The following is a 13,177-nucleotide window of genomic DNA, read 5'->3' as shown; positions in this document are numbered from 1 at the left end:
ATGCTGCAGCCGTCGCCCGGGCTGGCGGAAAAATCAGTAACTGAAGAACAGAGGGATAAGCCAGAGCGCCGAGATCGAGTTCATGGCGAAAAAGCGGACTGCTGCGCCGCCGGCCAGCGGTGGGGTGGAACAGCGGGCACAAAAAATCACCAGCGAGGAGATGAGAAGATTCATGCCGGACGTCAGGGCCAGCAGAAATAATATCGCGATGGCAGCGCCGAGCGCGGCATAGCCATGCTGATGATGGCGCTGGTTATCCCAGAGGAGCAGTATCATCAGCAACCACGGATAGAGGGCGATCGCGGTGGTGATGAGATTAATATGTCTGACCAGCCAGTTCGGTTTGGTTTCCATTCTTTAAGCGATCCTTACAGGGCGGGTGGCGGCCGCGGCGCCAGTCGACGTCCTGTCGACAGCCAATAGCATATCGGTGAGCCAGCGAGAAAAAAATGGCCTGCGCGGAAACCAGGAATTTCGCCCGCGTGCGTACGCCAGGCTGGCGGGAAGAGGGGTGGGAGACCGGCCGGGGATAAAGCGATAAGCGTCGCGCTATCCCGGGCCGTTAGAAAGAGTGAAGAAGGGCTTAAGCGAGGTCGGCCATCAGCACCTTCGACCGGCGCTGATAGTTATACATCTGCTTTTTACTCTCCGGCAGCAGGTCGATATCCACCGGCGTGAAGCCGCGCTCCTGGAACCAGTGGATGCTGCGGGTGGTTAACACGAACAGTTTGCTCAGTCCCATCTGCCTGGCCTGAGCGGCAATACGCTCCAGCAGCACCTCTCCCCGCGACGAGCTCCGGTAATCCGGATGCACCGCCACGCAGGCCATTTCGCCGATCTTCTCTTCCGGGAAAGGATAGAGGGCGGCGCAGGCGATGGTGGTGTTATCGCGCTGAATAATGGTGAATTTGTCGATCTCCATCTCCAGCTGTTCGCGGGAACGGCGTACCAGAATGCCCTGCTGCTCGAGCGGGCTTATCAGCTCAAGAATACCGCCGATATCATTGATGGTCGCCCGACGGATCTGCTCCGCGCTCTCCATGACGATCTGAGTGCCGATGCCGTCGCGTGAAAACAGCTCCTGCAGCAGCGCGCCATTTTCCTGATAGCTGATCAGGTGGCAGCGCCGTACGCCGCTGCGGCAGGCCTTCACCGCCCCGCGCAGGAAGCGCACGGTGCCGGAGTTATAGTCTTCGTCTGCTTCCAGCTCTTCGACGCGGGCTTGCGCCTCATTAGGGAACAGTTCGGAGACAATTTCCCCGGCCTGGTTGTAAACCCCTTGCGACGAACAGAAGCCGATCATTTTCTCCGCCTTCAGCTTGATGGCCAGCTGGGTAGCGATCTCTTCCGAAGTCAGGTTAAAGCTCTCGCCGGTGACCGACACCGCGACCGGCCCCATCAGCACAATGGCGCCGCTGTCGAGCTGACGATGAATCGCCTCTTCGTCAATGCGGCGAATACGCCCACTGTGGCAATAATCGACGCCGTCATCGACGCCCAGCGGCTGGGCAATGATAAAGTTGCCGCTGACGACGTTGATATGGGCCCCCTGCAACGGGGTGTTGTTGAGGCTCATCGACAGACGGGCGGTGATCTCCAGCTGCAGCATGCCCGCCGCCTGCTTCACCAGCTCCAGCGTTTTGGCGTCAGTCACTCGCGTCTGCTTGTGATAGATCGGCTCGTGATGGTGCTCGGCGAGGTTCGCGTCAATCTGCGGTCGAGCGCCATAGACCACCACCAGACGGATGCCCAGGCTATGCAATAATCCTATGTCATTGACAATGTTCGAAAAATTCTCATGCTCAATGGCTTCGCCGCCCAGCATGATGACAAACGTTTTTCCCCGATGGGCATTAATATAGGGAACAGAATGGCGGAATCCTTCTACCAGTTCAGTGCGACGTTCCTTCACCATGACAAACCCTCAATGCATGATTATTCGTAATTATTGTATTTTTATTCTGTTTTGCCGTTAAACGCAAGTGCCAATTTTAGGCTAAGTCGCGAAAAACATGTGACCCGGCGCAGGGTGTCAATGAATGTTTACCCTTTTATAGATGACAGGTTATATGCCTTTAGTTAAAGTTTCTGGTCAATCTGTTTGTTTTGGGTACAAATGCGTTTTTATTGCTTGGGAGTGGCATGTCGGGAAACAACTCAGGATTAAGCCGTCGCCGTCTGTTGCAGGGCGCGGGCGCCATGTGGTTAATGAGCGTGAGCCCTGTCGGGTTGGCCGCCGCCGCGCGGGTGGTCGCCGTTCGCGTCTGGCCAGCATCGACCTACACGCGTGTCACGGTAGAATCGAATCATGTGCTGAAATACCGGCAGTTTGCCCTCAGTAATCCGGAACGAGTGGTAGTGGATCTGGAAGGGGTTAACCTGAACTCTGTGCTGAAAGGCATGGGCGGCCAGATCCGCGATGACGATCCCTTTATTAAGTCCGCCCGCGTGGGCCAGTTTGATCCACAAACCGTGCGCATGGTCTTTGAGCTCAAGCAGAACGTCAAGCCGCAGCTGTTTGCCCTCGCGCCGGTGGCTGGCTTTAAAGAGCGTCTGGTGATGGACCTCTACCCCGCCAACGCCACCGATGTTCAGGATCCGCTGCTGGCGCTGCTCGAGGATTACAACAAAGGCGACCTGGAGCGTCAGGTGCCGCCGGCGCAAAGCGGGCCGCAGCCGGGCAAAGCCGGGCGCGACCGGCCGATTGTCATCATGCTCGATCCCGGACACGGCGGCGAAGACTCCGGCGCCGTGGGAAAGTATCGCACCCGCGAAAAAGACGTGGTGCTGCAGATTGCCCGTCGCCTGCGGGCGCTGATCGACAAAGAAGGCAATATGAAGGCCTATATGACCCGCAACGAAGACGTGTTCATCCCGTTGAAAGTGCGTGTCGCCAAGGCGCAGAAGCAGCGCGCCGACCTGTTCGTGTCGATTCACGCCGATGCCTTTACCAGCCGCCAGCCCAGCGGCTCTTCGGTGTTTGCCCTCTCCACCAAGGGGGCCACCAGTACCGCGGCAAAATATCTCGCCCAGACGCAGAACGCCTCGGATCTGATCGGTGGGGTCAGCAAGAGCGGCGACCGCTATGTCGACCACACCATGTTCGATATGGTGCAGTCCCTCACCATCGCCGACAGCCTCAAATTCGGAAAGGCAGTGCTGGAGAAAATGGGCAATATCAATAATTTGCACAAGAATCGGGTAGAGCAGGCGGGCTTTGCGGTACTGAAGGCGCCTGATATCCCCTCCATTCTGGTGGAGACGGCGTTTATCAGTAACGTGGAAGAAGAGCGGAAACTGAAAACGGCCAAATTCCAGCAGGAGGTGGCCGAGTCGATCCTCGCCGGGATTAAAGCCTACTTCGCCGACGGCGCGACGCTGGCCCGCCGCGGATAACCACACAGGAAAGGGACATGGCCTTACTGAAAAGCGCCCATGGCGGCAATATCCGCGAGGCCGCCGCCCTACTGGGCATAGCCCCCGGCGAGCTGCTGGATTTTAGCGCCAACATCAATCCGCTGGGGATGCCTGCCTCGCTCAGGCAGGCGATCGTTGACAACCCAGGCTGCGCCGAACGCTACCCTGACGTCGAGTATCAACAGCTGCATCAGGCGCTGGCTGCCCACCATCAGTTGCCGGCGGCGCATATCCTCGCCGGCAACGGCGAAACTGAATCGATCTTCACCCTCGTCCACGGCCTTAAGCCGCGGCGGGCGATGATCGTCATTCCCGGTTTTGCGGAGTACCGGCGGGCGCTGCAGACGGTGGACTGCGAGGTGGTGGAGTATGCCCTGCGGGAGCGCGATGGCTGGCAGCTGACCGACGCGATCCTCGATGCCCTGACTCCGGCGCTGGACTGCCTGTTTCTCTGCACCCCGAACAACCCCACCGGCCTGCTGCCGGAGCGGGGCCTGCTGGAAGCCATTGCGCAGCGCTGCCGGGCGCTGAACATCAGCCTGATCCTCGATGAGGCCTTCCTCGACTTTATCCCCGACCAGCCGGGGTTTATTCCTCTGCTGGCGCAGCATCCGCACGTCTGGGTTTTGCGATCGCTGACCAAATTTTATGCCATTCCGGGGCTGCGTCTCGGCTACCTGCTGAACGCTGATGCCCAGGCGGTGGCCCGACTGCGCGCGCGACAAATGCCGTGGTCCATCAACGCCTATGCCGCCCTGGCCGGGGAAATTATTCTCCAGGATCGGGCGTATCAGCGGGCCACCTGGCAGTGGCTGCAGGAGGAGGGAGCGCGTTTCTATGCGCAGCTGCAGGAGATGGCCGGGCTGACCGTGTGGCCCGGGCGTGCTAACTACCTGTTCTTGCGCTGCGACAGAGCCGATTTTGACCTGCAATATGCCCTGCTGCGCCAGCATGTGCTGATCCGCAGCTGCGCCAACTACCCGGGGCTGGATAGCCGCTATTTCCGGGTGGCGATCCGCAGCGCCGAGGAAAACGACCAGCTGCTGGCGGCGTTGCGCCGGGTGCTGGCCTGAGGCCTACTGCAGGATGACGCCCCCGGGCACCATTGCCAACAGATGCTGCTGCGGCCAGTGGGCGGCGATGTCGCTGTCTGCCAGCCGCCATTGCAGAAATTCGACGTCATGCCGACGGCGGTCCAGTAGCAGGCCGACGACGCTGCCGCTGTGCGCCACGTTGAGACCATAGAGCCCTGCGCTTTCCACCAGGTCCAGCAGCGCGTCAAACCCCGGCTTAGGCAACAGCTGCTGGCTGGCAATGGCGCTGATGGTCGCTGCTTCGCCCAGCAGCTGCGGGTTGCCGCAGTGGCAGGCCTGCTGTACTTTCTCCCACGCCAGCTGCAGCCGGGAGGCGTTTGCCAACAGGCCCGGCTCGCGCGGCAGCTGGTGATAGTCGGTGGTGCGCAGCGTCAGCGGGCTCTCCAGCACTAACAGGTCGAGCGCCGGCGGAGGGGGACAGGCGATTTGCGTGGCGGCGGTATTATGGTCGAACAGCGTCAGCTGGCGAAACAGGGTGCTGTCGGTAGGCTCCAGCGCGACGCACAGGCGCGCCAGCGTCGGCTCATCCAGTAGATGGCCCAGATGATGGGCGGTGGCGACGGCGGTGGCAGCGATATCGGCGGTGCTGCTGGCCATCCCTTTGGCCACCGGGATCGTTGAGTGCAGGGTGATGCGGATCTGCTGGCTCAGCGCTGGGGGGTAGCCCCAGTGGGCCAGCAGCTGGTCGACCATCGCCCGCGACAGCGGCCGCTCGTCTTTTCGCGGTACCCCGGTCTCGACCTCGACGGTGCTGTACCAGTCCACCGGACAGGAGACCAGCTTTTCGCTGCCGAGGATCCAGCCCTGGATAAGTTCTCCGCACGAGGCGGGACATTGTGCAACAGCCACGTTTTCACCTTTCCGCTTACCTTCGCCAGGGCGCATAGTGGCATGGCGACCCGCCGGTTACCATGATTCTCCGCAAGAGGAGGCGCGTCGTTTATGCCGACACCGCCAGCTCGCGCGCCTGCGGCAATGCAAGACGCATGACGTCGCGGGCAATCATTAGCTCTTCATTGGTGTTGATCACCGCCACTTTGACCAGCGCATTATCCGCCTGAATAAAGGTCGCGCTCCGGTGGTTTTTCTCGTCGTCCAGCGCGAGGCCGAGAAAATGCAAATTGCGGCAGATCGTCGCCCGCGCCCGGGCGGAATTCTCGCCTATGCCGCCGGTAAAGATCAGCGCGTCCAGACCTCCCATCTGCATGATATAGCTGCCGATAGTCGCGCGAATGCGTTCGGCAAACAGCGACAGCGCCAGAGCCGCCCGTTCGTTGCCGGCGTCAGCTGCCTGTTCGACGTCGCGGTAATCAGATGACACACCGGAGACGCCCAGCAGCCCGGATTCATTATTCAGCAGCTGGTTGAGCTGCTGGGCGGATTTCCCTTCTTTCTCCACCAGCCAGGGAAGTATCGACGGGTCGATATCGCCGCTGCGGGTGCCCATCATCACCCCGGACTGCGGGGTAAAGCCCATTGAGGTATTCACCGATTGCCCGCCTTTGATGGCGCAGACGCTACAGCCATTGCCCAGATGGCAGCTTACTACCCGCAGGGCGCTCAGCGGTACGCCCAGCTTTTCCGCCAGCGCGCTGCTGACATAGTGATGGCTGGTACCGTGAAAACCGTAGCGGCGAATGCCCAGCTCGGCGTAATAGCGCCAGGGGAGGGGATAGAGCCAGGCCTCCGGCGCCAGGGTCTGGTGAAAGGCGGTATCAAAAACCGCCACCGCCGGTACCGCGGGTAACAGCTGGCGAAAGAGACGTATGCCCAGCGCATTGACCGGGTTATGCAACGGCGCCAGCTCCGCCAGGCGCTCGATCTCCCGCAGGGTATCGTCGCAGACCAGCGCGGCGTCTTTGAAGCGTTCGCCGCCGTGGGCGACGCGGTGGCCAACGCCGTCGATCTCCTGCAGGCTGCTCAGGATCCCGCGGCCGGTCAGCGCCTCCAGCAGCAGGGTCACTGCCTCATGGTGATCGGCGATGGGCAGCGTCTCCTGCCATTTCTGTGCCGACGTTTTCAGCGTGAAGCGGGCCTCGGGCAGGCCGATACGTTCGATCAACCCCTGACAGAGCAACGCCCCCTGCGGCATGTTAAGCAGCTGAAACTTCAGGGATGAGCTGCCGGCGTTAATCGCCATGATTTTATAGGTCATTGATATTCCTCTGCATTCAGGCAGGCGAACAGGTCATCAAGCCCGTCGCCGGTTAACGCGCTGGTGATAAAGATATGTCCGGCGCCCGCCGCCTCGAGCCATGTCCGGACCTGTTGCAGACGGGGCGGGGCGGCCAAATCGGCTTTGGTGATCACCCCGATGACCGGGCGGTTCATCGGGGCGGTAAACCCCGGAGAAAAAGGTGACCAGGGCGCATCGGCATTTAGTACCAGCGCGATGACATCGGCCTCGCAGGCGCTGGTGAGCAGTGCACTGTACAGGCAGCGGTTTTCCAGATATTCCCCGGGGGTATCGATGGCGGCCGGCGTCCAGACGATGGCCTGGGTTTTCTGATAGCGCAGGGTTTCGCCACGCAATACCTGGGTCAGCGAGGTTTTGCCGCACTGGCTGGGTCCGATTAGCATCAGGCGTTTCATGGGCTCAGGTCCGGGTAATTGGGCAAGCGGTGAAGCGCATCAGCTCACCGAGGGTGCGGGTGACCTGCCTGAGCGCGTACTCCACGGCGGAGACATCGCCGGTCAACACCACCGCGCCGGTGAAGCGATCGAGAAAACCGATCTCCACCGCGCCGGACTTGGTAGCGATGTCGCAGGCGATAATCGATGCTTCACTGGGGGTAATGGTAAGAATGCCGATGGCGGAGACCGCGTCCGGCAGACCCAGCTTTTTGAACAGATCTTTGCCAGGATTGGCAATGAGATGCGCCAGAGTAACCTGTTTGCCCGGGACATACTCCTGGATCATGCGTTCGGTAGGGGTTTGCGGTTCCATTATCCCTCCATCAGCTGTTGCCACAGCGCATCGTGCGGTCGCGGGATCACTGCCCGGTGAACCAGTAATCCTTTCTCGCCTGCGCTGTCGCTGGCCACCGTGACGGCGTTGTCGACATCGGCGATATCACCCGCCACCACCATGTAGCATTTGCCGCCGATACCAAACGCCATATGGACCCGCACCAGGGTGACGTTGGCCGCTTTCACCGCGCGGTCGGCGGCGCTGATGCACGCCGCCACGCTCCAGGTTTCGACGATCCCCGCCGCCTGCCGCTGCCCGACCACGTTGAGACCGCTGATCGCCGGTAGTACGCTGGGGTGAATGTTGGCCAGCACCAGGCTGTCCACCAGCATCTCCCCAGCGCGCGCGGTGCCGGCGGCGATTGCCTGCTGCACGGCGCCGACGTCGCCGCCGAGCATCAGCAGGAATTTCCCGGGGCAAAGGGTTCTGCAGAGCAGGAGCTGTACGTTCGCGCTTTTCAGCATGACGTCACCCAGCTCCATCCCCCTGGCGATGCTGGTCAGTTCTAAAATTCCGATAGCCTGGGTCATGATTAACCTCTTACAAGCGTAATGGCCTGCTCCGTGATGGCGGAGACCTGGCCGTCAATACTGGCGTGCACCGGCGCGCCGAGGGCGTCGGCGGGGATATCCGCCAGTAGCTGGCCGCGCGTTACCCGCTCTCCCGGCGCGACGCAGGGCACGGCGCTGATGCCGATATGCTGGCGCAGGGGCAGGGTGACGCAGGCCACCTCCGGCTCCACCGCCGTCAGCGGCGCTTCCTGATACCAGGGATCAAGTCCCAGTTTGCTGATGAGCCGCTTGACCGGCACCAGGCGGTGCTTCGCCATCTCGTCCGCCGGACGCAGCGGTCCGTCGTAGCGCAGGTTTTTCGCCCTCAGCTCACGTTTCAGCAGACGGTTGATGCGCATGGGGGAAATACCCACCGGGCAGGCGACGCTCTCGCAAACGTTGCACTCCGAACAGGTCAGGGCGCTGAGCAGCAGCGACGGGGTGGCCGCCTGGCGATAGTTCACCGCCCGCACCAGCAGATGAGGGGAAAGCTCATGGCCGATCAGGTGCCGGGGGCATAAATCTGTGCATAAACGGCACTGTTCACAGACGGTGCGGGCGATGGCGAGCAGCGTTCGTTCATCCTGCCGCCGTCGCTGGATCAATGGATGGTTGCCCGGGAGCACCAGCAGGCCGCCGGTGGTTTTGGTGACCGGTGTCTCGAGGGAGGTAATAAGCGAGCCCATCATCGGACCGCCGTTGATAAACCCCGGATCGTCAACCGTCGCGCCGCCGGCCAGATCCAGCACCTCGCGCAGCGATATACCCAGTGGTACGGCCAGCGTCAGCGGACGGGCGACGGCGCCATTGACGGTCAACGTCCGGCGAGTTACCGGATAGCCCTGTTCCACGGCTCTGGCGATATTGAGCACCGTCTGCACGTTATTGACCACCACGCCGACGCTGACCGGCAGCGCGGCAGGTGGTACGCGGCGTCCCGTCGCCAGCCAGATAGTAAGCACCTCATCCCCGGCCGGATAGACGTCAGGCAGAATATGCAGCCGGGCCCATTCCGGGAGTCGTGGGGTTAATGCCGCAATCGCCGGAGCATATTTCGCCTTCAGGGCAATGATCCCTTCCCGGGCGCCAGTGGCGGTCATCGCGTAACCCAGGCCGCGAATCAGTCGGTCAGCCTGCTGAGCCATCAGCTGTTGGTCAACCTTCAGCATCGGTTCGCATTCGGCGGCGTTCACCAGCACGGTGTCCACCCGGGCCTGCAGTTTGATGTGGGTCGGAAAGCCTGCGCCACCGGCTCCTACGACGCCAGCGGCCCGAACGCGTTCGCGGATCTCCGCTGCATCAATGCTTGATAGTGGCACTATCGCTTCACTCATTGCAGGTTCTCCAGCAGTTGCGCGATGGCCGCGCCATCGACCGGACGCGGGTTGGTGCGCAGGGTGGCGTCGGCCAGCGCGGCCGGCACCATGGCGGGAATTCGCGATAAGAAAAGGGGATACTTTTCCTGCAGCGCGCCCTTGAGGGTGGGAATGGCGCACTGCTGTTTCAGCGTTTCCACCGCGGTAAGCAGCGCCTGGAAAGCCTCCTGTTCGCCAGCTGCGGGCGGGCAGAAGCGGCAGGCCCTGGCCAGGCGCGCATAGCGCTTAGCCGCTCGCGGCTCGCCGGCATTGAAGCGGATCACCGCGGTCAGCAGCAGCGCATTGGCCAGGCCATGGGGGAGGTGAAACTGGCCGCCAAGCTGATGGGCGATCGCATGATTGAGCCCAAGGCCAGCCTGGCTAAAGGCCATACCGGCGAGGGTTGATGCATTGTGCATTTTGCTGCGGGTCGCAATGCAGTCGCCCTGACGAATCGCAACGGGCAGGGCGCGAAACACCAGCCTGGCGGCCTTTTCCGCCAGCGCATCGGTAAAATCGGTGGCCTGCGGCGAGACCCATGCCTCCAGGGCGTGGGTCAGCGCGTCCAGCCCGGTATGGGCTGTGATGGTGGGCGGTACGCTAACCACCAGCGTCGGGTCGATGATCGCCATGTCGGGACAGAGCGCCTCATGGAACAGCGGGTACTTGATCCCTTTTTCCGGGTCGCTGATGACGCAGGCGCTGGTCACTTCCGAACCGGTACCGCTGGTGGTGGGGATCGCCACGCAGGTGTCAACAGGCAGACCGCCCTGCTGGCTGAACCAGACGATAGCCTTGGCGGCATCCATCGCCGAGCCGCCGCCGAAGCCGATCACCACCTGCGGACGCAGGGCCTGCATCTGCGCTATCCCTTTCGCCACGGTGTGAATAGTCGGATCCGGTGTAATATCGCTGAACACGCTGACGCGGTTGCTGGCGGGCAGCGCGGCGCGCAGTCGGTCAAGCAGCGGCGAGCGCGCCAGGAAGCCGTCGCAGACGATCCAGATGTGCTGATGGCTAAAGCGCTGCAGCGCGGCCAGGCTGCCCGGGCCGCTGTAGAGGCGCGTTTGCAGAGAAAAGGTATGCATGGCGCCCCCGGTTAGCGAATGGAAAAACCGTTGGTCAACACGCAGCGCCGCAGGCGGGCGAACGTCCGCGCGGAGGTGGTGCCTTCTCCGGTTGGCGTGGCGATGGTGAAGGTGGTAAACCCTTCGCCGCCGACGCCGATTCCCGCGTAAGACGGGCCATTTTTGACAAAAATGGAGGTCTGCAGGGTGCGTGCCGCCAGATTGAGCCGCGAGACATTCTGCGAGTGCATAATGGCGGTGTGGTGCAGACCCTCCTCAACGCGCAGGGCCAGCGCCAGGGCGCTGTCAAAGTCGGCGACCCTGACGATCGGCAGCACCGGCATCAGCTGCTCGCAGGTCACCCAGGGGTCGTTCGCCTCCACCTCGGCTATCAGCAGGCGAGGGGGGCGAGGCGGAACGGCGAGACCCGCCGCCGCCAGCAGCGCAGCCGGGCTTTTACCGACCAGTTTTTTATTCGCCGCGCCGTCGGGCAGGCAGACGGCACGCAGGGTATCGGCCTCCTGTCGGCTCAACAGCAGCGCGTCAAAATCCTGCATCTGCTGGATCAGGCGGTCAGCGACGGAGGCGACGACGATCAGGCTTTTTTCGGCGATACAGGGCAGGTTGTAATCGAAGGCGGCGCCGCTGATGATATCTTCGGCGGCTTTGACGAGATCGGCGGTTTCATCAACGATGCACGGCGGATTGCCGGCGCCAGCGCCGATCACTTTTTTACCGCTTTTCATGCCCATCGCCACAATGCCAGGGCCGCCGGTGATAGCCAGAACGGCAATCAGCGGGTGGGACATCATTTGCTGGGTGGCTTCAAAGGTCGGCTCGGCAACGGTCACCACCAGGTTACGGATCCCGCTGCAGCGGTAGGCGATCTCTTCGATCCTGGCGATAAGCTTCAACGAGACCTTTTTCGTGCCGGGATGGGGGCTGAAATAGACGCTGTTACCCGCCGCCAGCATGCTGATACTGTTGTTGATAATGGTTTCCGTTGGGTTGGTGCTGGGCGCCACGGCGCCAATAACCCCGAACGGCGAGTACTCAAACAGCACCATCCCGCCATCGCCGGTGAGGGCGCTGGTAGTGAGATCCTCTATGCCCGGCGTGTTTTCAAGAGCGGCTTTATTTTTCAGATATTTATCTTCTTTGTTGCCCATGCCGGTTTCCGTGGCGCTCTCTTCCGCCAACGTCGCCAGCTCGGGGGCCAGCGTCTCCCGCAGGGCGCTGATAATGGCGCTGCGGGTTTTTAGCGGACACTGCTGATAGCGGAGAAAAGCCTGATGAGCGGCGTCGATGGCGCTGCCGACATCGCAGAAAATGCCCTGCTCTTGCTGAGGGGCAGGGGGCGTCGGCGCGAGCTTTTCACTGAGGATGGTGCGGATAAGGGTTTCCAGTTCTGCTGTATTCATTGATGAGTTCTCACGTTAATGGCCGCCATGGCAGCCTGTGCAATAGCCATATCCTGCTCGACGCTGCCGCCGCTAATGCCGAGGCCGGCTATTAGCTGGCCATCGCGCCACAGCGGATATCCGCCGCCAAAGGTGACGACTTTGCCCTGCAGATGGCTCTCCAGACCGTACAGCGCAGCGCCTGGCTGTACGGTCGTCGCGAGCTCGTGGGTGGCGGTTTTCATGGCGACGGCGGTCCAGGCTTTTTTCGGCGCCAGCTCGCTGCTGACCAGCAGCGCATCGGGCATTCGCCAGGTCACGGTTTCGGTGCCGTGTGCGTCAACGATGCTGACCACCACCGGCACCTGCAGCTGGCGGGCGTGTTCAATGGCCTGATGGATGAGCTGATGCAGCTCGTGAAAGGAGAGCGACCCGGCCTGGGCTTTGGGCGCGTCGGGCGCAGGCGACCCGCTGGCGGCCAGATAGCGGGCCGCGATCTCCGTCACAAGGCGGCGCTGGTGAGCGGCATGATCCTCGCTGCGCGCCAGGGCATACAGGCAGTCAGATAAGCGGTTCAGATAACGCAGCAGTATCTGACGGATAGTAACCTCTGCCGCCAGCTCGACCAGCCGGCGCTCCGCCCGTCTGGCAACGGTGCGGGCCAGGTGCAGACGGCTGGCGGCTTCACAGCGTCCGGGCAATACAAACTGGTGCAGCGCCGGCACGCGGGCCATCTCGCGATCGATGGTCTGCTCCAGCAGGGCAATCTCTTCGCTGCTGATATAGCGCTTACCCGGTGATGGCTGTTCGCTGTCGCTGGCGAGCTCCGCGCTGAACCAAAAAATGTGCTGCTGCAGGGCTTCGAGCAGGGTGCGCTGTTCCTCTTCAGCGACGGCGCAGACGCACAGGCTCAGCATGGCGTTCAGTTCATCCAGGGTGCCGTAGGCTTCGACGCGCGGATGCGTCTTGCTGACCCGCTGGCCGGTAAAGAGTGATGTACTGCCGGCATCGCCGGTTCGGGTATAGATAGCCACAGGCGCCCCCTTAGCGTGAAAGTGAGTCAACAATGCCCACGACGGCAAGATCGATGGCCTCATTCGGGCCGCTGAAAACGTGGCGTGCGCTCGAGCCGCTGCAGAGCAGCACCAGCTCGCCGACGCCAGCGCCAACCGAATCTACCGCCACTTCATCGCCGCTCGTGGGGAGAATCGGACGATCGTCGTCCGCGCTTACCCGGCGCACCAGCAGCAGTTTTTTGCCGTTCAGAGAGGGCGATTTTTGCGTCGAGACGACGGCGCCGGTCACGCGTGCCAGATGCATAG

14 protein-coding genes are annotated in these 13,177 nt (G+C 62.0%); 2 read left to right on the top strand and 12 right to left on the bottom strand.

Going from position 1 to position 13,177, the window contains the following annotated elements:
• Positions 1 to 33 precede the first annotated feature (33 nt).
• Positions 34 to 354 carry a hypothetical protein gene (locus HMPREF1024_RS14005; protein ID WP_009308566.1) on the bottom strand — a complete coding sequence of 107 codons (321 nt, stop codon included), beginning with the start codon at positions 352 to 354 and terminating at the stop codon, positions 34 to 36.
• Positions 355 to 583: 229 nt separating this feature from the next.
• The gene (gene argA / locus HMPREF1024_RS14010; RefSeq protein ID WP_009308565.1) at positions 584 to 1,915 is read right to left on the bottom strand and encodes an amino-acid N-acetyltransferase; all 1,332 of its coding nucleotides are present in this window, start codon (positions 1,913 to 1,915) and stop codon (positions 584 to 586) included.
• A gap of 227 nt (positions 1,916 to 2,142) precedes the next feature.
• Here argA and amiC point away from each other — a divergent pair, with 227 nt between their 5' ends.
• On the top strand, positions 2,143 to 3,396 hold the full coding sequence (amiC, locus tag HMPREF1024_RS14015; protein WP_004900318.1) for an N-acetylmuramoyl-L-alanine amidase AmiC: 1,254 nt from the start codon (positions 2,143 to 2,145) through the stop codon (positions 3,394 to 3,396).
• A 17-nt stretch (positions 3,397 to 3,413) separates the two neighbouring features.
• Positions 3,414 to 4,490 carry a threonine-phosphate decarboxylase CobD gene (gene cobD / locus HMPREF1024_RS14020; RefSeq protein WP_004143954.1) on the top strand — a complete coding sequence of 359 codons (1,077 nt, stop codon included), beginning with the start codon at positions 3,414 to 3,416 and terminating at the stop codon, positions 4,488 to 4,490.
• A gap of 3 nt (positions 4,491 to 4,493) precedes the next feature.
• Here cobD and HMPREF1024_RS14025 read toward each other — a convergent pair whose 3' ends face one another.
• The 10 genes from HMPREF1024_RS14025 to HMPREF1024_RS14070 form a co-directional block, all read right to left on the bottom strand.
• The gene (locus HMPREF1024_RS14025) at positions 4,494 to 5,360 is read right to left on the bottom strand and encodes an L-threonine kinase (RefSeq protein ID WP_004193729.1); all 867 of its coding nucleotides are present in this window, start codon (positions 5,358 to 5,360) and stop codon (positions 4,494 to 4,496) included.
• Between the two features lie 91 nt (positions 5,361 to 5,451).
• Complete coding sequence (locus HMPREF1024_RS14030; protein ID WP_009308564.1) at positions 5,452 to 6,666, bottom strand: acetate/propionate family kinase; 1,215 nt, start codon at positions 6,664 to 6,666, stop codon at positions 5,452 to 5,454.
• A complete protein-coding gene (gene pduV / locus HMPREF1024_RS14035) occupies positions 6,663 to 7,103 on the bottom strand; it encodes a propanediol utilization protein PduV (protein ID WP_004185483.1) in 441 nt (146 codons plus the stop codon). The genes HMPREF1024_RS14030 and pduV overlap by 4 nt, the downstream gene beginning before the upstream one ends.
• Before the next feature lie 4 nt (positions 7,104 to 7,107).
• Complete coding sequence (gene pduU / locus HMPREF1024_RS14040; RefSeq protein WP_002915850.1) at positions 7,108 to 7,458, bottom strand: propanediol utilization microcompartment protein PduU; 351 nt, start codon at positions 7,456 to 7,458, stop codon at positions 7,108 to 7,110.
• Positions 7,458 to 8,012, bottom strand: coding sequence for a propanediol utilization microcompartment protein PduT (gene pduT, locus HMPREF1024_RS14045; RefSeq protein WP_004151971.1), 555 nt, complete (start codon positions 8,010 to 8,012; stop codon positions 7,458 to 7,460). Before pduT ends, pduU begins: the two co-directional genes overlap by 1 nt.
• 2 nt (positions 8,013 to 8,014) lie before the next feature.
• Positions 8,015 to 9,367: a 4Fe-4S dicluster domain-containing protein gene (locus tag HMPREF1024_RS14050; RefSeq protein WP_009308563.1), complete on the bottom strand. Its 1,353-nt coding sequence runs from the start codon at positions 9,365 to 9,367 to the stop codon at positions 8,015 to 8,017.
• Positions 9,364 to 10,476: a 1-propanol dehydrogenase PduQ gene (gene pduQ / locus HMPREF1024_RS14055; RefSeq protein ID WP_004149612.1), complete on the bottom strand. Its 1,113-nt coding sequence runs from the start codon at positions 10,474 to 10,476 to the stop codon at positions 9,364 to 9,366. Before pduQ ends, HMPREF1024_RS14050 begins: the two co-directional genes overlap by 4 nt.
• An 11-nt stretch (positions 10,477 to 10,487) precedes the next feature.
• Positions 10,488 to 11,876: a CoA-acylating propionaldehyde dehydrogenase PduP gene (gene pduP / locus HMPREF1024_RS14060; protein WP_009308562.1), complete on the bottom strand. Its 1,389-nt coding sequence runs from the start codon at positions 11,874 to 11,876 to the stop codon at positions 10,488 to 10,490.
• On the bottom strand, positions 11,873 to 12,889 hold the full coding sequence (pduO, locus tag HMPREF1024_RS14065; RefSeq protein ID WP_009308561.1) for a two-domain cob(I)yrinic acid a,c-diamide adenosyltransferase PduO: 1,017 nt from the start codon (positions 12,887 to 12,889) through the stop codon (positions 11,873 to 11,875). Before pduO ends, pduP begins: the two co-directional genes overlap by 4 nt.
• A gap of 10 nt (positions 12,890 to 12,899) precedes the next feature.
• The gene (locus tag HMPREF1024_RS14070; protein ID WP_002915814.1) at positions 12,900 to 13,175 is read right to left on the bottom strand and encodes a EutN/CcmL family microcompartment protein; all 276 of its coding nucleotides are present in this window, start codon (positions 13,173 to 13,175) and stop codon (positions 12,900 to 12,902) included.
• Positions 13,176 to 13,177: the final 2 nt, after the last annotated feature.

This window comes from Klebsiella sp. 4_1_44FAA, assembly GCF_000238715.1.
Taxonomy (GTDB): Bacteria; Pseudomonadota; Gammaproteobacteria; order Enterobacterales; family Enterobacteriaceae; genus Klebsiella; species Klebsiella pneumoniae.
This window is presented reverse-complemented; position numbering and strand designations above follow the sequence as displayed.

Excerpts from the sequence above, each read along its gene's own strand:
- HMPREF1024_RS14005 (WP_009308566.1), bottom strand. The coding sequence starts at position 354 with ATGGAAACCAAACCGAACTGGCTGGTCAGACATATTAATCTCATCACC.
- argA (WP_009308565.1), bottom strand. The coding sequence starts at position 1,915 with ATGGTGAAGGAACGTCGCACTGAACTGGTAGAAGGATTCCGCCATTCT.
- amiC (WP_004900318.1), top strand. The coding sequence starts at position 2,143 with ATGTCGGGAAACAACTCAGGATTAAGCCGTCGCCGTCTGTTGCAGGGC.
- cobD (WP_004143954.1), top strand. The coding sequence starts at position 3,414 with ATGGCCTTACTGAAAAGCGCCCATGGCGGCAATATCCGCGAGGCCGCC.
- HMPREF1024_RS14030 (WP_009308564.1), bottom strand. The coding sequence starts at position 6,666 with ATGACCTATAAAATCATGGCGATTAACGCCGGCAGCTCATCCCTGAAG.
- pduV (WP_004185483.1), bottom strand. The coding sequence starts at position 7,103 with ATGAAACGCCTGATGCTAATCGGACCCAGCCAGTGCGGCAAAACCTCG.
- pduU (WP_002915850.1), bottom strand. The coding sequence starts at position 7,458 with ATGGAACCGCAAACCCCTACCGAACGCATGATCCAGGAGTATGTCCCG.
- pduT (WP_004151971.1), bottom strand. The coding sequence starts at position 8,012 with ATGACCCAGGCTATCGGAATTTTAGAACTGACCAGCATCGCCAGGGGG.
- HMPREF1024_RS14050 (WP_009308563.1), bottom strand. The coding sequence starts at position 9,367 with ATGAGTGAAGCGATAGTGCCACTATCAAGCATTGATGCAGCGGAGATC.
- pduQ (WP_004149612.1), bottom strand. The coding sequence starts at position 10,476 with ATGCATACCTTTTCTCTGCAAACGCGCCTCTACAGCGGCCCGGGCAGC.
- pduP (WP_009308562.1), bottom strand. The coding sequence starts at position 11,876 with ATGAATACAGCAGAACTGGAAACCCTTATCCGCACCATCCTCAGTGAA.
- HMPREF1024_RS14070 (WP_002915814.1), bottom strand. The coding sequence starts at position 13,175 with ATGCATCTGGCACGCGTGACCGGCGCCGTCGTCTCGACGCAAAAATCG.